This window comes from Thauera sp. (assembly GCF_035444905.1).
GTDB lineage: Bacteria > Pseudomonadota > Gammaproteobacteria > Burkholderiales > Rhodocyclaceae > Thauera.
The window spans coordinates 66,778-87,427 of the sequence record NZ_DAOMPS010000012.1; the positions used below are offsets into that span (position 1 = coordinate 66,778).

Consider the following 20,650-nt stretch of genomic DNA (forward strand, 5'->3'; position numbering starts at 1 on the left):
ATGAGCGTGCCCGCTCTCGTGATCGGCCTGCTGCTGCTCTGGCAGTCCCTGCTGGCCGTCGGTCCGGCGGCCGCCACCGAGGCGGATGCCAGCCCGCGGGCGGCAAGCCTGCCCGATCACGTCGCGGACGGCGAATGCCTGGCCTGCCATGTGGAGCAGGCCAGGCTGTGGGAAACGTCGAAACACAGGCGCGCGATGCAGCCGGCGACGGCCGACAGCGTGCTGGGCGACTTCGGTGGCGTGCATTTTTCCAGCGGCGGCGAGTCCGCCCATTTCTTCAGGCGCGGCGAGCGTTACTTCGTCGCCACGCAGGACCGCAGCGGCGCGCTGGCCGAGTTCCCCGTCACCCACACCTTCGGCGTCCATCCGCTGCAGCAGGTGCTGCTGCCGCTGCCGGGCGGGCGCCTGCAGGCGCTCAGCGTGGCCTGGGATACGCGCCGCGGGCAGTGGTTCTCGCTCTACCCCGAGGGCGGCTTCGAGCCTGGAAGCACGCTGCACTGGACGGGGCGCTACCAGAACTGGAACCTGATGTGCGGCGAGTGCCACACCACCGCCTATCGCAAGGGCTACGACGACGCGGCCGATCGCTACGCGACCACCTGGGCCGAGCACAATGTCGGCTGTCAGGCCTGTCACGGCGGCGGGCGCGCCCATGCCGAGAGTGCCCGCAGCCTGGCGCAGGGCGGCGAGGGGCGTCCGACCCCGACCCCGAACCGCCGCCTGGGCACGGCCCATCAGCAGGTCGATCAGTGCGCCGCCTGCCACGCGCGGCGCACCCGGCTGGTCGAGGAGGCGGCCCCCGGCCTCGAACTGCTCGACCAGTTCATGCCCGACAACCTGCGCGCAGAGCTCTATCACGCCGATGGCCAGCAGCTCGACGAGGTTTTCGAGTACGGCTCCTATCGCCAGAGCCGCATGTACGCGGCGGGTGTGGCCTGCACCGATTGCCACGAGGTCCACAGCGGCCGGCCGCGGGCCGAAGGCAATGCGCTGTGCACCGCCTGTCACAGCCCCAGCCCGGACCGCGAGCGCTTTCCCGGCCTGAAGGCCGCCGACTACGACAGCGACGCCCATCACTTCCACAGCCCGGGCAAGCGCGGCAGCCAGTGCGTCGATTGCCACATGCCCAGCCGCAACTACATGGTCGTGCATGGCCGTCGCGATCACGCCATCCGCGTGCCGCGGCCCGACCTGACGGCGCGCATCGGCGTTCCCAACGCCTGCCAGGACTGCCATGGCGAGCGCCCGGCCGAATGGGCCGTCGCTGCGATCGAGCGCCACCTCGGTGCGCGCCCGCGCGAAGAACACTATGGCGAGGTGCTGGCGGCCTTCCGTGCCGGCGCGCCGGGGGCGGCCAACCGGCTGGCGGCCCTCGTCACCGATCGCGCCCAGCCGGCGATCGTGCGCGCCACGGCACTCGAGAGCCTGGCCCAGGCGGGTACGCATCCGGTGCCGACCGCGTCGCTGCAGGATCCCGATGGGGTGCTGCGGGCGACCGCCGCCGCCGCCCTGGGCACGCGCCCGGTGGAGGAGCGGCTTGCGCACCTGCCCGCCTTGCTGTCGGACCCCCTGCGTGCGGTGCGCATTGCCGCTGCACGGGGGCTGGCCGACGTCGGCGAGGTGGGGCTCGACCCCGCCCGCCGGCCGCTGCTGCGCGCGGGGCTGGACGACTTCGTCGCCGCACAGGTGGCGATGGCGGACATGCCGGGCGCGCAGTTGAACCTGGCCAGCCTGGCGTTGGTGCGCAGGGACCCCGCCAGCGCCGAGCGCCACTATCGGCGCGCCGTGCAGCGCGACCCGGCCTTGCAGGCGGGCCGCCTGGGCCTGGCCACCTTGCTCGCCGGCACGCAACGCGAGGACGAGGCGGAAGAGGTGCTGCGCGCCGGCCTCGCCCACGCGGACAACGCGGGCGAGCTCCATTTTGCCCTCGGCCTGCTTGCCGGCCAGCGCCAGCGCTGGGAAGAGGCCGCGCGCGAGCTGCGTGCCGCCGCGGCGCTGCTGCCGCACAACGCGCGGGTGCGGCGCAATCTCGACGCGGTCGAGGCCTATCTCGCGCAGCGCCAACGTCGCTGACGGCCGGCCGCGGCGGGCAGCTTCAGGACGAGCGGGTGGCGTCGAAGGCTTGCGCAATCCTGGCCGCCGTCGCCTGCAGCTCGTGAAGATGGGCGTCGACGATCTTGGCGCGCAGCTCGTAGCGGCGCGGCCACACCAGGTTGATCGCTGCATGCACGCCGGCCGAGCAGGCGACCGGGACGGCGATCGCGTCCAGGCCGTCGTCGAATCCCTCCATCGGCAACTCGGAACCGCCGAAGGCGCTGTCGCGCACCGCATAACCGCGCTCGCGGGTCTGGTCCAGGATGTCGTCAATCTCGTTGCGAAAGACGGCCGCACTGCGGGCGTTGGCGGGCGGCGCCGCGGCGAAGTGGGCAAACTCGGCCTCGCGCTCGGCCTCCGAGCAGAAGGCCAGCCAGGCGCGGCCGGGGGCCGAGAGAAACAGGTCGACCCGATAGCCGACGTGGTAGCGCGGATTGAGTGCCAGCCCGGAAAGGCGGCGCGAGCTCTCCGCCAGCTCCATCGCGTGGTCGCGATGGACGAGCAGGTCGGACGGCCACAGCGCGTTTCGCTGCAGCGCCACCAGGTGCGGCGCGGCGACTTCGACCAGGCGGCCGTAGGCGGTCGAGTTCCCGGTCGGGGGTGCCCAGTCGGCCGTGTGGCGCCAGTGCCCGTCGTAGATCGAGCGCCAGGCCAGGCCGCCCTGTTCGAGCGTGTGCAGGATGCGCAGCAGCGTCGGCTTGGGCAGCCCGGTCTCCGCATGCAGGGCGCGCAGGCTGGCGACCTTGAGCCCGCCCAGGGCGCGCAACACCTTGATGCCGCGTTCGAGGGCCCTGATCGATGGTGTGCCGTCCGTTGTCATCGCGCTTGCGCCAAGTCCTGATGCGCGAAGAGTAGCGCAGGATGCGCGCCGCCCCCAGCGCCACCGATGGCCGCAACAAGCATGGGGTTGGGGCGGCAGACTCGGTAGAATTGCGGGAAATCTTTCTGGACCAGACAGAGGCCCTGCCTCGAGACGATATGAACAAGCCGATTCCCCTGACCCAAGTTCCGCAAAACTCCCTCTTTCGCGCTGGTGACGTGTTCGTGCTGTTTGGCGAGCTGTTCGGTCGCGGTTACGCCAGCGGCCTCGTCAGCCAGGCGCGCGCGGCGGGCATGCAGATCGTCGGCATCACCGTCGGCCGGCGCGACGACAACAACGCGCTGCGTCCGCTCAACGACGAGGAGCTGGCCGCGGCCGAGGCCAACCTCGGTGGCCGCATCATCAACGTGCCGCTGATGGCGGGCTTCGACCTCGACGCCCCGGCCGGCGAGCCGACCCCGACCGAGCTGCTCAACGCAGTGACGCTCAAGACCTGGGAGCAGGACACGCTCGACTGGGCGCACATCGAGAAGTGCCGCGCGATCGGCACCGAGCGCTTCCGCAAGGGCGTGGCCGAGGTCATGGCCCAGCTCGAACCCCTGGTGGGCGCGGGGCGCAACGTCTTCTTCGCCCACACCATGGCCGGCGGCATCCCCAAGGCCAAGGTCTTCATGGTGATCGCCAACCGCATCTACAAGGGCCGCGGTGACCGCTTCATGTCCTCGCAGACCCTGCTCGACAGCGATCTGGGCAAGCTCATCCTGCAGAACTTCGACGAGGTGTCGGCCAACACCTTCGGCCACCTGATCGAGGGCAGCGCCGCGCTGCGCGCGCGCGTCGAGGCAGCGGGCGGCCAGGTGCGCTACACCGCCTACGGCTACCACGGCACCGAGATCCTCATCGATGGCCGCTACCAGTGGCAGACCTACACCAACTACACCCAGGGCTACGCCAAGATGCGCCTCGAGCGCATCGCCCAGGCGGCGTGGGAGCAGGGCATCAAGGCCACGGTCTACAACTGCCCCGAGATTCGCACCAACTCCACCGACGTGTTCGCCGGCGTCGAGTTGCCGCTGATCGCGCTGCTCGAGGCGCTGAAGAAGGAGGGCGGCGGCGCCTGGGCCGAGTCGCAGTGGCAGGCCTGCCGCGACTTGCTGGCCGAGGGCGTGACGCTGGAAGACGTGCTCAAGAAGGTGGCGGATTTCCAGGGCAGCGCAGTGATGCAGCGCTATCGCGATTTCGCCGCCTGGCCGATGCCCAACAGCCCCGAGCAGGCAGACCTGCAGATCGGCACCTCCGAGGACATCGTGCAGATGCACAAGGACCGCAAGGCGCTGGTCACCGATCTGCTCAGCAGCCTGGTGCTGGAAGCCTCGGGTGCGCTGATCTTTGCCGCCTCGTCGGCACCCGCAGGCCCGGTGCTGTGGCTCAACCACGACATCGTGGCGCGGCAGTTGAATCAGCTGCACGCCTGAGACGGCTGAGTGGACGTCTCCGCCCACGACACCTCGCTCAAGCTCCTGCGCATGATCAGCCTGCCGTGGCGGATCGAGGCCAGGGCGTGCCCCTGCGTGCGCAGCAGCTCGTAGTCGCTGGCAGCGGACAGCAGCACCAGGTTCGCCGGCCGGCCCACCTCGATGCCGTAGCCCTCGCCCAGCGCCATCGCGCGGGCGCCGTGGTCGGTGACGAAGTCGAGCGCGCGCTGCAGGTCCTCGTGGCCGAGCATGTGACAGATGTGCAGCCCGGCATCGAGGATGCGCAGGATGTTGCCGTTGCCGAGCGGATACCAGGGATCGACGATCGAGTCCTGCGCGAAGCAGACGTTGAGGCCGGCGCGGTCGAGCTCGGGCACGCGGGTGAGGCCGCGGCGCTTGGGATAGCTGTCGAAGCGTCCCTGCAGGTGGATGCTCTCGGTCGGGCAGCTGACGAAGCTCAGCCCCGCCTGCTTGAGCAGGCGAAAGAGCTTGAAGCAGTAGGCGTTATCGTACGAGCCCATGGCCGTGGTGTGGCTCGCCGTGACGCGGGCGCCCATGTCTTTCACGCGCGTGAGTTCGGCCAGCACCTCCAGGAAGCGCGAGTGCGGATCGTCGGTCTCGTCGCAATGGACATCGACCAGGCGGTCGTGGCGTTCGGCCAGCTCCATCAGGAAGTGCAGGGACGACACGCCCTGGTCACGGGTGTTCTCGAAGTGCGGGATGCCGCCCACCACGTCGGCGCCCATCTCGACCGCCTCGCGCATCAGGGCGCGGCCATTTGCGAAGGACTCGATGCCCTCCTGCGGGAAGGCGACGATCTGCAGATCGACCAGCTCGCGCGCTTCGTCGCGCACCTCGAGCATGGCCTGCAGCGTGCCGAGGCCCGGCTCGGTAACGTCGACATGGGTGCGCACATGCTGGATGCCGTTGGCGGCCAGCATGCGGATCGTGCGGTGGGCGCGGGACTTGGTGTCGTCGCGGGTCACCCGCGCCTTGCGTTCGGCCCAGCGTTCGATGCCCTCGAACAGGGTGCCGCTCAGGTTCCAGTTCGGCTCGCCTGCGGTCAGGGTGGCGTCGAGGTGAATGTGCGGCTCGACCAGCGGCGGGATCACCAGCTTGCCCTCGGCATCGAGCCCGTCCGTGTGCTGCGCCGTCACGGCGATGGGGCCGTCCTGGGGCGCGATGGCGCGGATCACGCCATCATTCCAGTGCAGCGAGAACAGGCCGCTGCGGCCGCGCAGGCGGGCGTTGATGATGTGGTTCGGTGCAAGGGGGTTCGGGGCGAGGACGTTTGGTGCGATGGCGTTCATTAGGATTTCCTTGTCTCTGCGGTATGGGGTGAGAGTCGCCAGATCATCAGCGCCACGGCGATGTTCAGGCGGTTTTGCGCATCGTTCAGGTCGACGCCGGTGAGGGTCTGGATCTGTCGCATGCGGTGGTTCAGGGTGTTGCGGTGCACGTGCAGGCGCTGGGCGGCGGCAACGAGGTTACCGTTGGCCTGGATCCACGCTTCCAGCGTCGGCGTGAGGGCGGCGTGGTGGGCCTTGTCGTACTGCAGCAGCGCGCCCAGGGTGGTGCCGACGAAACGGTCGAGCAGGCTGCGGTCGCGGATCGCCAGCAGCAGCTCGAGCACGCCCAGTTCATCGAAACAGCACAGGCCCAGGCGCTCGGGCAGGGCGCGAGCGGCCATCAGCGCCTGGCGGGCCTGCCCGAGTCCGCGCGGGAGGTCGGTGGGCTGGGGGCAGGTGGCGCTCAGCCCGGCAAACACGCGCAAGGGCGTTGCACCGTCGTTGAGCACCTGCAGCAGGTGTTCGATGGCCGCGCGGTTGGGCGCAGGCGCAGCGGGCTCGCCGGCGCCGCCTGCCGCGCCGAGCGGCAGCAGCGCGATCCACTGATCGGCCTGGCTGAGCACCGGCAGCGGCCGGCCCAGCGCCTCCACGGCGGCGGTGAGCTGCTGCAGCACCCGCTGGCCGAACGACTGCATCAGGCGCTCCGCCTGCTCGGGCGAGCAGGACTGGAACAGCTCGCCACTGCCGCTCGACTGCAGCACCACGACCTGACGCGGCTGGCCGAGGTCGATCGACAGGCTGGCGGTGCGGTGGGCGAGCACCCTGGCATCGTCCACGCTGCCGTAGAGCAGTTGCTCGATGAGCTGCTGGCGCGAACTGCCGATCATCTGAGCCTGCACCAGCGCCGAGCCGATCACCTCGGTCACCACGATCAGCGGCAGCTCGTAGGGTTGCTCGATCAGCGGCACCCCGAGGCGGTCGGCCTCGGCCAGCACGCGATCCGGGATGTGGCGGATGTAGAGCGGGCCGGTGAGGATGACCAGGCCAGCGCAGGCCCGCTCGTGCGCTTCACGCACGAGCTGCAGCAGATTGGCTTCGTCGCGTGGCCGGTTGATGCCGGTGACGAACACCAGTTCGCCGCCGAGCACCCAGTCGGCAATGGATTCGTTTTCCACCACATAGGGCCAGCGCACCGTGTGCTGCGCGCCCGCCTGCCCGGCGCGCAGGCGCAGGGCCTCGAGCCGGGGCAGCAGAAGGGCGTCGCGAACGCTCAGGCTCATGCGTCCGCCGTGCCCAGTTGCTGGCGTTGCACGCGCACGCGCTGCAGCTCGAACAGCAGCACGTAGCTCAGGGCGGCCACGGCGATGCCCACCAGCGGCGCCACCCAGGGCGAGAACCAGGCCGACAGGGCACCGAGGGCGTAGGCGCCGAGGCCGACCCAGTTGAAGCGCGGCAGCGTCGTGCTGGCCAGGCGCGGGTAGCGGCCCTTGTGACCATGGAAGAAGTCGGCAACGATCACGCCGCCGATGGGCGGGATGACCGAGCCGAGCAGGATCAGGAAGGGAATCAGCATGTCGTACATGCCGCCGATCGCGAGCAGGGTGCCGATGCCGGCGCCGATCAGCGTGATCGTGCCGCGGCGGTCCTGGCGGACGAGGTTGCAGCCGGCGGCGGCGAAGTTGTAGATGGTGTTGTCCTGGGTCGTCCAGATGTTGAGGAAGAGCATCACCACCGCGGCGACCGACAGGCCCTGCAGCACCATCACCGCGATGATGTCGGGCTGCTGGTAGACCATCGCGCCGTAGGCACCGACCAGGATCATCAGCCCGTTGCCGATGAAGAAGCCGATCAGGCTCGACAGCACGGCCGTCCTGCCGTTGCGCGCAAAGCGGGTCCAGTTGGTGGCCTGAGTGGCGCCGCTGACGAAGGTGCCGAAGACCAGGGTGATCGCCATGTGCCAGCTCATGCTCTCGCTGGGTTCGATCGCAAGCAGGCCTTCGAGCCCGCCGGCATCACGAGTGGCAATCCACAGCGACCACAGCAGCAGGCCGAGCATGGCCGGCACGGCGACGCGCGACAGCATGTCGAGACCCTTGTAGCCGACGAAGGCGGTGAGGCTGAAGCCGAAGCCGAACAGCACCATCAGCGGAATCGTCCAGCCTTGGGGCAGGCCCAGCATCTGCACCAGCACCAGCGCGATGGTGGCCGTGCCCCAGGCGTACCAGCCGATCTGGGTGAAGCCGAGCAGGAAGTCCGACAGCTTGCTGCCGCTCTCGCCGAAGCAGAAGCGGCCCATCAGCACCGAGTTGAGACCGCTGCGGCAAGCGATGTAGCCGAGCACCGCGGCGTAAAGGCCGAGCAGCAGGTTGCCGATGATGCTTGCCCAGATCAGCGTCTTGAAGTCGAAGGCCATGCCCATCTTGCCGCCGGCGAACATGGTCGCGGTAAAGAAGGTGAAGCCGAACAACAGGATGGAGGTGGATACCAGGCCCTTGCGGGCGCCAGTGGGCACTTCGCTGAGTGGATAATCGTGATCGAGCTTGGGGGTTTGGGCCATGATGGTGACTCCGGTAGGAAGGACTTGCCGGATACACTGCAAACCCCATGCCATGCGCGGAACGCGGTCCGGGCGCACTCGCACAGGTCAGCCGGAACGACGGCCATTGTGCACGGTGAACAAGATCGCGCCGAGAGGCTTGCAGCCCTCGCACCACCGTCGAGCGCCCGCACTCGTCGGCGCATCATTGCGGTGCAGCATCGTCCTCGTAGACAGGTCCGCCCGCTTTGCTGCCTTCGACCCATCGAGCGTCGTCGTCCGGGCCGACGCTGCAGCCATCGATCCCGGCGCGCAAACGGCTGCGTTTCACCGCATCGGGAAACCCGCCCTGAGCAGCGCCTGCTCGATGCCGCCGAGGCCTTGGGCGCCGGTCATTGGCAGCGAGACGCCGCGATCGGTCGCGGTGTGCGAGTCGGTGGGGTTGATGCGGATCAGCGGTGCATGCTGCTCTTCGCCGAACAGGCGCACCGAGGGGATGGCGGTTCCCGCGCCGATCTCGATCACCAGCAGCCGGTCCACATGCCTGCGCCAGGCCTTGAAGCGCGACCACTGCAGGTCGGTCCGATGCTCGATCCAGCCGTCGTCGTTGAACATCAGGATGTTGGGCCGCGCCAGTGCCCCGCAGTGCGGGCAGCGCGGCGGCTCATTGAGCAGCTCGCACGCATCGTCATCGACCTCGGGCACGAAACCTTCGGCGGACCAGATCGTGTCCCGGCAGGGCTTGATGCACTGCAGATGGTGGATCGAGCCGTGGCATTCGACGACGCGCTCCGGGTCGAAGCCGGCGCGTTGAAACTGGCCGTCCACGTTCGAGGTGAAGACGAAGAGGCCCGCCGGCAGGCGCTGCCCGATCGCGCTCAGGATGCCGAAACCCGGGCCGGGCGTGGTGCGACGGTAGAGCGCGAGCCGGTGTCCATAGAAGCCCCAGGCGAGCTTTGGCCGGGCGTGGAAGGCGTGCGGCGAGGCAATCTGCGCGAACGACATAAGCGCCCGCCCCAGGGCGGGGTAGGCGCGCCACAGCCCTTCGCTGCCGCGGAAGTCCGGCAGGCCTGAATCGACCCCGAGCCCGGCGCCGGCGGTGACGAGCAGGCCATCGGCCTGGGCGATCAGCCGCGCACAACGGGCGAATCGGTCTTCGAATTCAAGCGGGGAAGGGGGCGTTGACATGGATGGCGCTGGCAGACTTGTCCCCACCGGATGGGGACAGCGTTGTGTGTGAGCGTGTGGATAAGTGCCCGGAGGTATTGTGGGCGCTGGGAAAGCGGCCGTTGCCCATTGATGAGGCAGCCCGGCCTCCGCGCACTTCGAGGCGCGCTTCGATACGCAGGCGGACAGGTATTACCATGCGTTTGTTGTCGTGAAGTCGGGAGTTGCCAATGTGCGGTCGCTACGCCCTCTATGGTCCGGCCTCGCGCCTGCGCGAGGCATTCGACGCGGAGCTGGAAGGCTTCGAATTTACTCCTCGCTACAACGCGGCGCCAATGCAATGGCTGCCCCTGGTGCGCCAGCGGCCGAGCGGCGAGCGGGTGATCCAGTTGTTGCGCTGGGGCCTGGTGCCGTCATGGGCGAAGGACGAGGCGATCGCGACCAGGCTGATCAACGCGCGCGGCGAGTCGGTCGCCGACAAGCCATCGTTCCGCTCGGCCTTTCGCCGCCGGCGCGGCATCGTGCCGGCCAACGGCTTCTACGAATGGCAGCAGCCCAGTGACCAGGCGCGCGGCACCAGGCAGCCCTTCTACATCCACCCGCGCGAGGGCGCGCTCTTCGGCCTGGCCGCGCTATGGGAGCGCTGGACACGGGCGGCGGACGGTGAGGAGATCGACACCTTCACGATCGTCACCACCGCGGCCAACACGGCGATGCGTCCGCTGCACGACCGCATGCCGGTGATCCTGGCCCCCGTGGACTATGCGGCGTGGCTGGACGGGGCCACACCGTCCGAGCAGGTGCAGGCATTGCTGCAACCCTGTCCGGAGGCCGCGCTGGCGCTCCATCCGGTGTCGCGCGCGGTGGGGAACGTCCGCAATGAGGGGGAGGCCTTGATTGCCCCCATCCACGTCAGCGGGGATGGCGCGGATCTGAAATGACTCGTTCGCCAGGCGACCGTGCCGCGTGGGCGGCACTACGGCGCATGCATCGGGAGGAGTGCAGGAAGGAAGCGGGAAACAAACCCTAAACGAGCTTTTGTTGCGCGCATGCAACAATAAGCAAAGCCTCCAAAAACGAAAAAACCCACCGCAAGGGTGGGTTCGTCTGCTTACTGTGACCGCTCATTGTGACTTTTCGCGAGGTGCCGAATACGCGCTAAGTCCTTGATTTTGTGGGGCGACATACCGGTTTCGAACCGGTGACCTTTGGAGCCACAATCCAACGCTCTACCAACTGAGCTAATGCCGCCACTACCAGGCTCCGGCGATACCGAAGCCTTGAAACCTGTCCTGGCCTGCCCGGCAGGGATCGAACCTGCAACCCCCGGCTTAGAAGGCCGGTGCTCTATCCAATTGAGCTACGGGCAGAATCCCGCGGGCATTTCGGGGTGTGAGCTGGTCGGGGTGGAGGGATTCGAACCCCCGACATCTTGCTCCCAAAGCAAGCGCGCTACCGGACTGCGCTACACCCCGAGAGCCGCGAACTATACAGAGTCCTTTTCGGCTCGTCAAACGTATTTCAAACGTTCTTCAGGGCTGCGCGGCGCGATGCCATGCAAGTACCGCGCGCGACAGATTGACGAGCAGCCAGCCGAATTCGGCTGCCACCAGCAGGCCGGCCACAGGGGTCAGCACCGGTACCAGCACGGCGAGCACGAGGGCGCCGAGGGCGATGCCATGCAGTCGCAACTGTAGGCGCGCGGGACGGTCGGGCAGCAGCTTCTTCATGTTGGGCGCACGCACGCCGGCCTGCGTCAGGTTGAGCCAGGCGAGAAAGGGCACGATCTTGTACAGCATGGCGCTGATCGCGCCGGCAAAGGTGCCGTGCAGGATCAACACGCCGGCGAGCACCGGCCACTGTGGGGCGTCATGCAGCGCGGCCAACAGCAGGGCGACCAGGCTGGCCAGCAGGCTCAGCATCGACAGGCGGAAGGCACGGAAGGGCGCGTCAGGCGTGCTGCGACGGGTGCGGCGCTGCAGACCGAGGGTCTGGGCGGCGAACGCGCCTGCGCACACCAGCAGCGCGGTGCCGAACAGCATCACGCCCCAGCCCAGCCCGACGCTCATGCTCAACGACCACAGCACCAGGCTGAGAAGGGTGGCGGGGGCCCAGTAGCGGGTGAAGCCGGCGGGGTAGGCGGGCGTGATCTGAAACATCGGCACCACCACCCAGCTCGTCGCCGCGAGCAGCAGGCCACCCCAGCCCATCCAGGCCCACACGGCATGCAGGTCGACCAGGGTGGGCAGGGCCAGGGGCAGGCTCATGCCACGCCCGATCACGAAGGCCAGCAGCAGGCCGAGGCCGGTGGCGATGGCCAGCGCCGACAGCGCGAGGCGCAGGTCGCGCGGCGTGCGGCTCGCGCCCTGCGCGTGGGCGGCTCGGGCGAGCCCGATCACGCTGGCGAGCAGGAAGATGCCCAGCCCGCCGACCAGCAGCGCGCCGCCGGCGACGATGGCCAGCGGCTGTCCGAGGCCGAGGCCTATGGCGAGGCTGGCGGCACCCAGGCCGAGCAGCACGTGGGTGAGGCCGGCAATGCGCAGCGGTGCCGGAACGCTCGCGCCGGCGACCACCGGCAGGATCTGCAGCAGCGCGCCGAGCATGGCCTGCAGCATGAAGCCCGCGGCAAACAGATGGACGAGGGCGAGGGCGCCTGGCGTCCAGCGCGACACCAGCAGCTCGCCATCGGCGAGCAGCACCAAGCCCGCCGCCAGACCGAAGAGCGGCGCGGTGAGGAAGAAACGCAGCGGTGCCGAAAGCGGAGGGGTGTCGTGGTAGGCGAGGCCGGGGTTGGCGCCACTCATGGTCGCCCGATGCGGATCTCGACCGCGCCGTCCTCGCGGAAGCGCGCGTCGTGGCGGTAGCCGTCGCGATCGAGCATGCGCAGCAGGGGCTGTGGCATGCGGTCGAGCAGCAGGATGAACTCGCCGCCGGGCGCCAGGTCGGCGATGGCCTCCATGGCGCGCTCGAAGGGCTCGGGCGGCTCGAGGCCGCGGGCGTCTACGGTGCGGGTATTCATGCTGTGAGCTTCCTGTTCAAGCGCAGTGCCAGGGTGTTGACGATCTCCTCGCGCTGCGCGCCGAGGCGGGTGTCGCACATGGGGTAGAGGATGTTCTCTTCCTTCATGTTGTGCTGCTGCATCATGATCAGCAGCGTCTCCGCCTCGCCGGCAAATTCATCGGCATCCCTTTGTTCGAGCGCCGAGCTCATCCGGTCCAGCGTGGCGCGCATCTCGATGTGCTCGCCACGCATGACTTCGGTCGGACCCTGTGTCATTCCGGTGGCCGCCTCGAAGCGTGGAAAGAGCTCCTGTTCTTCGGCCCGAAAGTGCGATTCGAGGCTGGCGGCGAAGCGGTTCAGGGCCTCGGTCGCAGCCGGCCAGTCGCCCTTTGCGGCGAGCGTCTCGGCGCGGGCGAAGTCGTGGTCGCAACTGCGATGGTCATGCGTCATCAGTTCGGCGATCGAGGTCATGGTGCGCTCCGGCGGTGGGTATGCGCATTCTCCGCAGCGCGTGCGCGTCGGCATTGATAAGAGTCAAGTCGACGAATTCGGTGATGGCGCGTCCGTCCCCGGCCCGCACCGCAACATTGGCGCCGAGCGCGCGCGAACAGGCACAATGCCGGCTTGATTTTCTAAGGGATTCGGCCGATGCATGCGAGCGCGGCGCCCAGCGCGTGGGGCAGGATCTTTCTGCCCTTTGCCCTGGGCTACTACCTTTCCTATCTGCTGCGCACGGTCAACGCGGTGATCTCGCCCGCGCTCACCGAAGAGCTCGGGCTGTCGGCAGCCCACCTCGGGCTGCTCACCAGCGCCTATTTCCTTGCCTTCGGGCTGGCGCAGATTCCGGTGGGCATGGCGCTCGACCGCTTCGGGCCGCGTCGGGTCGAGGCGGCCTTGTTGCTGGTGACCGCGCTGGGAGCGGTGCTGTTTGCGCTCGGCGATTCGCTGCCTGCGCTCGGCTTCGCGCGCGCCCTCATCGGCCTGGGCGTGTCCGCCTGCCTGATGGCAGCGCTGAAGGGCTTCGCCCTGTGGTATCCGCCCGAGCGCCAGAGCTCGATGACGGGCTTCATCATGGCCGCGGGTGCACTGGGCGCGCTCACTGCGAGCGCACCGCTGGAGGCCGCCTTGCCCTTCATCGGCTGGCGCGGCGCCTTCTGGCTGGTGGCGGCATTGGCGCTGATTGCCTCCGTGCAGATCTATCGCTCGCTGCCCGATGCGCTGGCCAGCGGGCCGCGCGGCAGCATCGGCGGTGCCCTGCGTGTGGTGGCGGGAATCTACGTGGCGCCTGCTTTCCTGCGCTATGCCGCGTCGGCGGCCTTCTTCGTCGGCGGCTTCATGGCCTTGCAGAGTCTGTGGGCGGTGCCCTGGCTGATGCACGTGAACAACTTCGATCTCGCCGGCGCCGCGCGCATGCTGGTGGTGCTCAACCTCGGCAGCCTGGTGGGGCAGTTGTCGATCGGCCTGCTCGGCGTGGGGCTGGCACGGCGTGGCATCCGTGCCCTGGCCCTGCTGCGCTGGGGCTACGTCTGCCTGCTGCTGGCACAGCTCGGGATCCTGTGGTCGCTGGCGCCGCCGATCCTGCTGTGGTTCGTCTATGGCCTGTTCTCGGCGGTCAATTCGCAGACCTATCTGGCCGCCTCGCGCGCCTTCCCGCCCGCGCTGTTCGGCCGCGTGAGCACGGCGATCAACCTGATGGCGTTTGCCGGCGCCTTCTTCGTGCAGTGGGGGCTCGGCGTCGCGCTCGATCTGCTGCAGGCGCAGGGCTACGCGATGGCCAGCGCCTTGTGGCTCAGCTTTGCCGGTTTGATTGCGCTCCAGCTCATCGGATTCCTGCCCCTGCTGAAGGCCAGGGATCCGGCGCCCAGCGCCGCGCCGCGCTAGCCCCGGCGCCGGCCAGGCGGGTTCAGACCGCCTGCCCGCAGGCAACCCCCGAGGACCAGGCCCACTGGAAGTTGTAGCCGCCGAGGTGGCCGGTCACGTCCACCACCTCACCGATGAAGTAGAGGCCGGGCAGCGTGCGTGCCTCCAGGGTCTTCGATGACAGCTGACGGGTGTCCACGCCGCCCAGCGTGACCTCGGCCTTGGCATAGCCCTGGGTTCCGGAGGGCACCAGCGCCCAGGACGACAGCGCCGCCGCGATGCTGCGCAGCTCGGCATGGCGGTACTGGTTGAGCGGTCGCGTCCAGCCATGGAGCTCGCACCAGGCGTGGGCAAACCGCCGCGGCAGGTGGGCGGCGAGCAGATTCGCGAGCAGGCCGCGGTCCTGGGCGTGGGCGAGCAGCCAGGCTTCGGCATCGACGCCGGGCAGCAGGTCGATGCTCACCGGCGCCCACTCGTCGTCCTCGTAGGCCTGTTGCTGCCAGTAGCTCGACACCTGCAGGATCGACGGGCCGGACAGGCCGCGATGGGTGACGAGCGCAGCCTCGCGAAACACCGGGCCGCGGCACTGTGCCTCGACCTCGAGCGAGATGCCCGACAGCGGCGCGATCAGGGCCAGGGTCTCGGGCGGCAGGGTCAGGGGCACGAGGGCCGGCCGTGGTGGGACCACGGCCAGGCCGAACTGCTCGGCCACTCGGTAGCCGAAAGGCGTGGCGCCGATCTTGGGGATGGCCAGGCCGCCACTGGCGATCACCAGGCTGTGTGCGGCGAAGCGGCCCTGATCGGTTTCAATGACGAAGCGCTCGGCCGCATCGGCCGTGCGCTCGATGCCGTGCACCTGCGCCGGCATGGCCCACTCGACGCCCCCGTCCTCGCATTCGGCGCGCAGCATGTCGATGATCTGTTGCGCGGAGTCATCACAAAAAAGCTGGCCCCAGCTCCTTTCGTGAAAATCGATGCCGTGGCGGGCCACGAGATCGATAAAATCGCCGGCCGTGTAGCGCGACAGGGCGGAGCGCACGAAGTGCGGGTTGCGGCTCAGGTAGTTGTCGGCGCCGACGCGGCGGTTGGTGAAGTTGCACCGTCCGCCGCCGGAGATGCGGATCTTCTCGGCGAGCCGGGGGGCGTGGTCGATCAGCAGCACGCTGCGCCCGCGCTGGCCGGCGGTGGCGGCACACATCATGCCGGCGGCACCCGCGCCGATGATGACGACATCGAAACTGCGCCGGCTGGGGCTGCAGACGGGCGTGCGTTCGAGCGTCACGTCCTTACCTGTGGATGGAAAGCGGCGCAGAATACGCCTTGTTCCCGGAGCCGGCAATGCGCGCTGCCGTGGCCATTCCAGTCGCATGGCGGCAGGCCCGGACGCGGTCCGGGCCCGACTCCGCACGGCTACGCCCATCCAAAAACAATACTTCCTGCTGGAGCACCTCATGCCTGACACCACCACCGAATCGAACCCGGCTGCACGCAGCGGGCGCGGACGGCGCAAGGTGTTGTGGATCGGCGCGACGCTGCTCGCGCTGGCCGCCATCGTCTATCTCGCCGCGCCGCCGCTGGCGCGGCACTACACCGAAAAGCTGCTCGGCGAGACGCTCGGGCGGCAAGTCGCCGTCGACCGCGTGCTGATCAACCCCTTCCGCCTCACGGGGGAGGTGGGCGGCCTCAGCATCAAGGAGGCCGACGGCGGTGGCGAGGCCCTGGCTTTCGAGGCGCTGCGCGCCAACCTCGAACTCGAATCCCTCGTGCGTGGCGGCATCGTGCTGCACGAGCTGGCGCTCGTCGGGCCGCGCCTGCGGCTGGAGGTCGACGACGCCGGTCGGCACAACTGGGGCGATGTCGCCGAGCGGCTTGCCGCGCTGGGTGGAGGCGAGGCCGATGCCGAGGCCACCCCCATGCTGTTCTCGATCGGCAACATCCGCATCAGTGACGGCCATGTCACGGTCGCGGACAAGGCGCGCGGCCTCACGCACGAACTCAGCGACATCGGTCTCGGCGTGCCCTTCGTCTCCAATCTGCCGGTGCGCGTGGATGTCTTTGTTCAGCCCTCGCTGTCGGCCAGCCTCAACGGCCAGCCGCTGCTGCTGAACGCGCGCACCAAGCCGTTTGCGGAATCCCACGAGACCATCCTCGACGTCGCGCTCAAGCAGTTCGACCTCGCGCCCTGGCTCGTCTATCTGCCGATGGAGGCGCGCTTCCGGCTGCCGTCCGCACTGCTGACCACCAACCTCGAGCTGTCCTTCCGCCAGCCGCCCGATGGGCCGCCGGTGTTCGCACTGCGCGGCCCGCTGCAGGTCGACGGGCTGGTGCTGCAGGATCGCGAGGGTGTTCAGGTCGCCCGCATTGCCGAGGCCGAGCTCGAGTTCGCCGACGTGCAGCCGCTGATCGGGCGCTGGCACTTCACCCGCTTGCGGCTGGCGCAGCCCGAGATCGATGTCGTCCGCCTCGAGGATGGCGGCCTCAATCTGCTCGGTCTGTTGCCGCCCGCAGGCAAGGGCGAGCAGGGTGAAGCGGGGAGCAAGTCTTCGCCGACGGGGGCAAGCGCCGACGGGCAGACGGCGCAGGCGGGGGGTGCAGCCTCGCAGCCGGCCGCGGCCAGCCCGGACTTCCTGCTCGCGCTCACGCGCGTGCGTGACGGCGTGATCCGTTTCGAGGACCGCAGCGTGGCCGGGCCTTTCCGCACCCGCATCGAGGCCATCAACCTCGATGTGCGCGACCTGGCCACCATCGGCGAGATCCCCGCCGAGATCCGCCTCGACTACGTGACCGACGCCGGCGAGAAGTTCGTGCACGAGGACCGCCTGCGGCTGCAGCCCTTCGAGTTTGCCGGCCACCTGCAGTTCGAGGCGCTGCAATTGCCGCGCTACGCCCCCTATGTGGCGGCCGCCGTGCCCGGCGGCGAGCTGCGCGCGGGCAGCCTGGGCGGCAGCGCGAGCTACCGCCTGGTGCTGGCGGACGACGGCACGCCGCTCATCGACCTCAGGACCGAGACCCTGGCCTTGCGCGACTTCGCCTTCGCGCTCAAGGGGGCCAAGGAGCCCGCCGTTCGCGTCCCCGAGCTCGACGTGCGCGACGCCGTGATCGACCTGCGCGGGCGCAGCCTCAAGCTCGCCGCGCTCGACGTGAAGGGGGCGGCGGTGTCGGCCGTGCGCCTCAGGAATGGCGACCTGGACCTGGTGAAGGCGCTGGTGCCGACGCCAGCCCGACCGCCCGCCCGCGCGGCGACGAAGGCAGCGGCCGAGCCCGACTGGGTGCTGAGCGTGGACAAGCTCGCCGTCAGCGCCACCGCGCTGCGGCTCGAGGATCGCAGCGTGGCGCGGCCGGTGGTGACCACGGTCGACGACATCGACTTCCAGCTCGATGGCTTCTCGACGGCGAAGGGCAACACCAGCCAGATCAAGCTCGACTCGCGCTTCAACAAGCGCGGCCGGATCGCCGTATCCGGACCGCTGAGCCTGGAACCGCTGAAAGCCGAGCTGCGCCTCGACCTGCGCAGCGTCGATCTGCTGCCGGTTCAACCCTATGTGCTGGCGCAGACCAAGATCGCGATCTCGCGCGGCAACCTGACCACGCAGGGCCGGCTCAACCTGCAGACGGACCGCCGCGGCCGCTTGCTCGCCAGCTTCCGGGGCGATGTCGGGGTGGCCAACTTCGCCTCGGTTGATCGCCTCAACGCCACCGATTTCGTGCGTTGGCGCACCCTGCGGGTGGGTGGCATCAATGCCCGGCTGGAGCCGTTTTCGCTCGCGATCCAGCGTGTCGCGCTCGACGACTTCTACACCCGCCTGATCCTCGACGAGGAGGGCCGCCTCAACCTGCGCGAGATCGGCGGTGCGGGAGCGGGTGCGGGCACGGGCGGCAGCCAGGGCGGGCAGCGCACAGCGGCCGCCGCCCCCGCCGCTGCAGCCAGCGCCGCGATCGCCGGCGAGGGCCTGCCGGCCGCGCCGGCAGAAGGCGAGGGGCGGCGCAGCGTGGAGCTCGCGCCGCCGGCCGCGCCGCCGCCGCCGATCCGCATCGACCGCATCGAGCTCAAGCGCGGCAACGTCGCCTTCAGCGACCGCTTCATCCGCCCCAACTACGATGCGAACCTCACCGATCTGGCGGGCGAGCTGGCCGGCCTGTCGACCGCGCCCGACACGATTGCCCGCCTGGCGCTGAGCGGCAAGGTGGACCACAGCGCGCCGCTCAGCATCACCGGCGAACTCAACCCCTTCCGCCAGGACGCCCACCTCGACATCCTCGCCACGGTGAAGGACTTCGAGCTCACCGGGCTGTCGAGCTATTCGGGCAAGTACGTCGGCTACGGCATCGCCCGCGGCAAGCTGTCGGCCGAGCTCAACTACAAGATCGAGGAGCGCAAGCTGACTGCGACCAACCAGATCTTTCTCGATCAGCTCACCTTCGGCGACAAGGTCGATAGCCCGGATGCGGTGAATCTGCCGGTTCAGCTTGCGGTGTCGCTGCTCAAGAACAGTCGCGGCGAGATCGACCTGCGGCTGCCGGTGAGCGGCACGCTCGACGATCCCGAGTTCAGCATCTTCGGTCTGGTCTTGAAGATGTTCTTCAACCTCATCGGCAAGGCCATCACCTCGCCGTTCGCCCTGCTCGGTTCGGTGCTCGGTGGCGGCGAGGAGCTGTCCCAGCTCGAGCTCGCCCCCGGCAGTGCGCGCATCGGCGAGGCCCAGGAGGCGCGCCTGAGCGCGCTCGCCCAGGCCTTGATCGACCGCCCGGCGCTGCGGCTGGACGTCACCGGGCGCGCCGACCCCGCGGTCGATGTCGATGGCCTGCGCCAGCAGGGGCTGGAGCAGGCGCTGCGAGCGCAGAAGCTGAAGGCGATGATTGCCGCCGGCGAGGACGCGCCCTCGCTGGAGGAGGTCGAGATCGGTGCCGAGGAGTACCCCGAGTTGCTCAAGAAGGCCTATCGCGAGGCCGACTTCAAGAAGCCGCGCAACCTCATCGGCCTGGTCAAGGATCTGCCGGTGCCCGAGATGGAGGCCTTGATGCGCGCCAGCGTCCAGGTCGGTGACGAGGAACTGCGCGGCCTTGCCCAGCAGCGCGCGCAGGCGGTGCGGGCGTGGCTGGCCGCAGAGGGACAGGTGCCGGGCGAGCGCGTGTTCGTGCTCGAGCCCAAGGTGGAGCCGGTCGGCGAGGCGGGTCAGGTGCAGTTCGGGCTGCGCTGACCCGGCGCGGGCTCAGCGCAGCTTGATGATCGGCTCGCCGACGTTGAGGTTGCCGACACCGTCCTGGCCATGGATCAGGAGCTTGTCGACCGGGTGTTCGGGCTTGCACGGCGCCAGGCGGCGGCCGGCGACTTCCATCCTGGCCTCGGTCGCGCCGTCCAGCGCGGGCGAGTAGGTGGTGGTGAGTTCGCCGTGGTAGTTGTACTGGAAGTCGCCGGTGAAGCGCCCTTCGATGCGCGCGCTGCTGCCCTTGACCGTGCACTCGGCCGAGTAGTAGCGGTAGTGCTCGTCCTTGCTCCAGGACTCGGCGCGGCAGTCGCGGCTGTCGTGGCCGGGGCGGCGCAGGATGTCTTGGTCGGTGGCGCCGATGCACAGGTGAAAGCTCGCCACGCCCGCGGCTTCGGTCGCGGGCGTGGTGTCGATGGCCCACAGTCCGGGCAGGCGCTTTGGCGGATCGGTGGGGGTGGGCGCCGCGAGCGCGGCCGCGCTGAACAAGGGGGCGACGAGTGCGACAGCAAGGCGCATGGGCGGTCTCCGGGGCAGGGAATCGGCATGGGTGACAGGGCCTGGAAAGCATAGCAGCACGCCCGCGCCTGCCGCCTTGCGCCAGCGCAATTCGGCTGCACTCAGAGCATGCCCATCTCCAGCCTGGCCGCCTCGCTCATCATCTCGCGGCTCCACGGCGGATCCCACACCAGGCTCACCTCGGCCTCGGCCACGCCCGGGATGCCTAGCAGCTTTTCGCGCGCCTCGTCGGCGATCAGCGTGCCCATGCCGCAGCCGGGCGCGGTGAGCGTCATGTTCACCGCCAGTCGGTAGCGGCCGTCGCCGAGCGGCTCCGCGGTGCAGGCGTAGACCAGGCCGAGATTGACGATGTCGATCGGGATCTCGGGGTCGAAGCAGGTGGCAAGCTGCGCCCAGGCGGCGCGTTCGACGCTGTCGGCGTCGATCTCGCCCTCGGCCTGGGTCGGCAGCGCCGGCGGCAGTTGCGGCTCGAGTCCGAGGGCGTCGGCGTTGCGCTCGTCGATGCGATAGAGGTTGCCGCCGCTCATCACCGTGATCGAGCCGCCCAGGCGCTGCGTGATCAGCGCGTAGCTGCCTTCCTCCAGAGTTTCGGGCCGGCCCCAGGGCACGCTGACCGCCGCGCAGTCGCGCTGCAGGATGCGGGAATCGGTTTCGCCATAACGTTCGCCCATGATGCGCTCCTCGCG

The 20,650-nt window shown here is 69.2% G+C and carries 16 protein-coding genes and 3 tRNA genes; 5 read left to right on the forward strand and 14 right to left on the reverse strand.

Annotated elements, in window-relative coordinates:
• The gene (locus PLC66_RS07870; RefSeq protein ID WP_324539103.1) at positions 1-2,073 is read left to right on the forward strand and encodes a cytochrome c3 family protein; all 2,073 of its coding nucleotides are present in this window, start codon (positions 1-3) and stop codon (positions 2,071-2,073) included.
• A 22-nt stretch (positions 2,074-2,095) separates the two neighbouring features.
• Here PLC66_RS07870 and PLC66_RS07875 read toward each other — a convergent pair whose 3' ends face one another.
• Complete coding sequence (locus tag PLC66_RS07875) at positions 2,096-2,914, reverse strand: helix-turn-helix domain-containing protein (protein WP_324539105.1); 819 nt, start codon at positions 2,912-2,914, stop codon at positions 2,096-2,098.
• 158 nt (positions 2,915-3,072) lie between these two features.
• On the opposite strand from PLC66_RS07875, the gene PLC66_RS07880 reads away from it, so the two are divergent.
• Entirely contained in the window at positions 3,073-4,389 is a 1,317-nt protein-coding gene (locus tag PLC66_RS07880) for an enoyl ACP reductase FabMG family protein (protein WP_324539107.1), read from the forward strand.
• Here the strand turns inward: PLC66_RS07880 and codA are convergent.
• From codA to PLC66_RS07900, 4 genes are all read right to left on the reverse strand, one after another.
• On the reverse strand, positions 4,374-5,699 hold the full coding sequence (codA, locus tag PLC66_RS07885) for a cytosine deaminase (protein WP_324539109.1): 1,326 nt from the start codon (positions 5,697-5,699) through the stop codon (positions 4,374-4,376). The two genes, PLC66_RS07880 and codA, sit on opposite strands and share 16 nt — an antisense overlap.
• Entirely contained in the window at positions 5,699-6,958 is a 1,260-nt protein-coding gene (locus PLC66_RS07890; RefSeq protein WP_324539111.1) for a PucR family transcriptional regulator, read from the reverse strand. The genes codA and PLC66_RS07890 overlap by 1 nt, the downstream gene beginning before the upstream one ends.
• Entirely contained in the window at positions 6,955-8,235 is a 1,281-nt protein-coding gene (gene codB / locus PLC66_RS07895) for a cytosine permease (RefSeq protein ID WP_324539113.1), read from the reverse strand. Before codB ends, PLC66_RS07890 begins: the two co-directional genes overlap by 4 nt.
• 306 nt (positions 8,236-8,541) lie before the next feature.
• The gene (locus PLC66_RS07900) at positions 8,542-9,402 is read right to left on the reverse strand and encodes an SIR2 family NAD-dependent protein deacylase (RefSeq protein WP_324539115.1); all 861 of its coding nucleotides are present in this window, start codon (positions 9,400-9,402) and stop codon (positions 8,542-8,544) included.
• 209 nt (positions 9,403-9,611) lie between these two features.
• Here PLC66_RS07900 and PLC66_RS07905 point away from each other — a divergent pair, with 209 nt between their 5' ends.
• Positions 9,612-10,322 (forward strand): SOS response-associated peptidase, encoded by a 711-nt coding sequence (locus tag PLC66_RS07905; RefSeq protein WP_324539117.1) that lies wholly within the window; start codon positions 9,612-9,614, stop codon positions 10,320-10,322.
• A 234-nt stretch (positions 10,323-10,556) separates the two neighbouring features.
• Here the strand turns inward: PLC66_RS07905 and PLC66_RS07910 are convergent.
• From PLC66_RS07910 to PLC66_RS07935, 6 genes are all read right to left on the reverse strand, one after another.
• Positions 10,557-10,632 (reverse strand) — tRNA-His (locus PLC66_RS07910).
• Between the two features lie 42 nt (positions 10,633-10,674).
• Positions 10,675-10,751 (reverse strand) — tRNA-Arg (locus tag PLC66_RS07915).
• A gap of 28 nt (positions 10,752-10,779) precedes the next feature.
• Positions 10,780-10,856: transfer RNA gene (locus PLC66_RS07920), tRNA-Pro, on the reverse strand.
• Between the two features lie 57 nt (positions 10,857-10,913).
• Positions 10,914-12,185: a hypothetical protein gene (locus PLC66_RS07925; RefSeq protein WP_324539119.1), complete on the reverse strand. Its 1,272-nt coding sequence runs from the start codon at positions 12,183-12,185 to the stop codon at positions 10,914-10,916.
• Positions 12,182-12,400, reverse strand: a complete 219-nt coding sequence (locus tag PLC66_RS07930) for a DUF2249 domain-containing protein (protein WP_324539121.1) — start codon at positions 12,398-12,400, stop codon at positions 12,182-12,184. The genes PLC66_RS07925 and PLC66_RS07930 overlap by 4 nt, the downstream gene beginning before the upstream one ends.
• The gene (locus PLC66_RS07935) at positions 12,397-12,852 is read right to left on the reverse strand and encodes a hemerythrin domain-containing protein (RefSeq protein ID WP_324539123.1); all 456 of its coding nucleotides are present in this window, start codon (positions 12,850-12,852) and stop codon (positions 12,397-12,399) included. Before PLC66_RS07935 ends, PLC66_RS07930 begins: the two co-directional genes overlap by 4 nt.
• Positions 12,853-13,029: 177 nt before the next feature.
• On the opposite strand from PLC66_RS07935, the gene PLC66_RS07940 reads away from it, so the two are divergent.
• A complete protein-coding gene (locus PLC66_RS07940; RefSeq protein WP_324539125.1) occupies positions 13,030-14,262 on the forward strand; it encodes an MFS transporter in 1,233 nt (410 codons plus the stop codon).
• 22 nt (positions 14,263-14,284) lie between these two features.
• On the opposite strand, the gene PLC66_RS07945 is transcribed toward PLC66_RS07940, so the two are convergent.
• Positions 14,285-15,523: a BaiN/RdsA family NAD(P)/FAD-dependent oxidoreductase gene (locus tag PLC66_RS07945; protein ID WP_324539127.1), complete on the reverse strand. Its 1,239-nt coding sequence runs from the start codon at positions 15,521-15,523 to the stop codon at positions 14,285-14,287.
• Positions 15,524-15,692: 169 nt separating this feature from the next.
• Here PLC66_RS07945 and PLC66_RS07950 point away from each other — a divergent pair, with 169 nt between their 5' ends.
• Positions 15,693-19,439, forward strand: a complete 3,747-nt coding sequence (locus tag PLC66_RS07950; protein WP_324539129.1) for a DUF748 domain-containing protein — start codon at positions 15,693-15,695, stop codon at positions 19,437-19,439.
• 12 nt (positions 19,440-19,451) lie between these two features.
• Here the strand turns inward: PLC66_RS07950 and PLC66_RS07955 are convergent, their stop codons facing one another.
• Together PLC66_RS07955 and sufT are read right to left on the reverse strand one after the other, a co-directional pair.
• Positions 19,452-19,964 (reverse strand): DUF3617 domain-containing protein, encoded by a 513-nt coding sequence (locus tag PLC66_RS07955; protein ID WP_324539131.1) that lies wholly within the window; start codon positions 19,962-19,964, stop codon positions 19,452-19,454.
• 101 nt (positions 19,965-20,065) lie between these two features.
• Entirely contained in the window at positions 20,066-20,635 is a 570-nt protein-coding gene (gene sufT, locus PLC66_RS07960) for a putative Fe-S cluster assembly protein SufT (protein ID WP_324539133.1), read from the reverse strand.
• Positions 20,636-20,650 lie beyond the last annotated feature (15 nt).

Excerpts from the sequence above, each read along its gene's own strand:
- PLC66_RS07905 (WP_324539117.1), top strand. The coding sequence starts at position 9,612 with ATGTGCGGTCGCTACGCCCTCTATGGTCCGGCCTCGCGCCTGCGCGAG.
- PLC66_RS07880 (WP_324539107.1), top strand. The coding sequence starts at position 3,073 with ATGAACAAGCCGATTCCCCTGACCCAAGTTCCGCAAAACTCCCTCTTT.
- PLC66_RS07875 (WP_324539105.1), bottom strand. The coding sequence starts at position 2,914 with ATGACAACGGACGGCACACCATCGATCAGGGCCCTCGAACGCGGCATC.
- PLC66_RS07940 (WP_324539125.1), top strand. The coding sequence starts at position 13,030 with ATGCATGCGAGCGCGGCGCCCAGCGCGTGGGGCAGGATCTTTCTGCCC.
- PLC66_RS07925 (WP_324539119.1), bottom strand. The coding sequence starts at position 12,185 with ATGAGTGGCGCCAACCCCGGCCTCGCCTACCACGACACCCCTCCGCTT.
- PLC66_RS07890 (WP_324539111.1), bottom strand. The coding sequence starts at position 6,958 with ATGAGCCTGAGCGTTCGCGACGCCCTTCTGCTGCCCCGGCTCGAGGCC.
- codB (WP_324539113.1), bottom strand. The coding sequence starts at position 8,235 with ATGGCCCAAACCCCCAAGCTCGATCACGATTATCCACTCAGCGAAGTG.
- PLC66_RS07955 (WP_324539131.1), bottom strand. The coding sequence starts at position 19,964 with ATGCGCCTTGCTGTCGCACTCGTCGCCCCCTTGTTCAGCGCGGCCGCG.
- PLC66_RS07870 (WP_324539103.1), top strand. The coding sequence starts at position 1 with ATGAGCGTGCCCGCTCTCGTGATCGGCCTGCTGCTGCTCTGGCAGTCC.
- codA (WP_324539109.1), bottom strand. The coding sequence starts at position 5,699 with ATGAACGCCATCGCACCAAACGTCCTCGCCCCGAACCCCCTTGCACCG.
- PLC66_RS07900 (WP_324539115.1), bottom strand. The coding sequence starts at position 9,402 with ATGTCAACGCCCCCTTCCCCGCTTGAATTCGAAGACCGATTCGCCCGT.
- sufT (WP_324539133.1), bottom strand. The coding sequence starts at position 20,635 with ATGGGCGAACGTTATGGCGAAACCGATTCCCGCATCCTGCAGCGCGAC.
- PLC66_RS07930 (WP_324539121.1), bottom strand. The coding sequence starts at position 12,400 with ATGAATACCCGCACCGTAGACGCCCGCGGCCTCGAGCCGCCCGAGCCC.
- PLC66_RS07950 (WP_324539129.1), top strand. The coding sequence starts at position 15,693 with ATGCCTGACACCACCACCGAATCGAACCCGGCTGCACGCAGCGGGCGC.
- PLC66_RS07935 (WP_324539123.1), bottom strand. The coding sequence starts at position 12,852 with ATGACCTCGATCGCCGAACTGATGACGCATGACCATCGCAGTTGCGAC.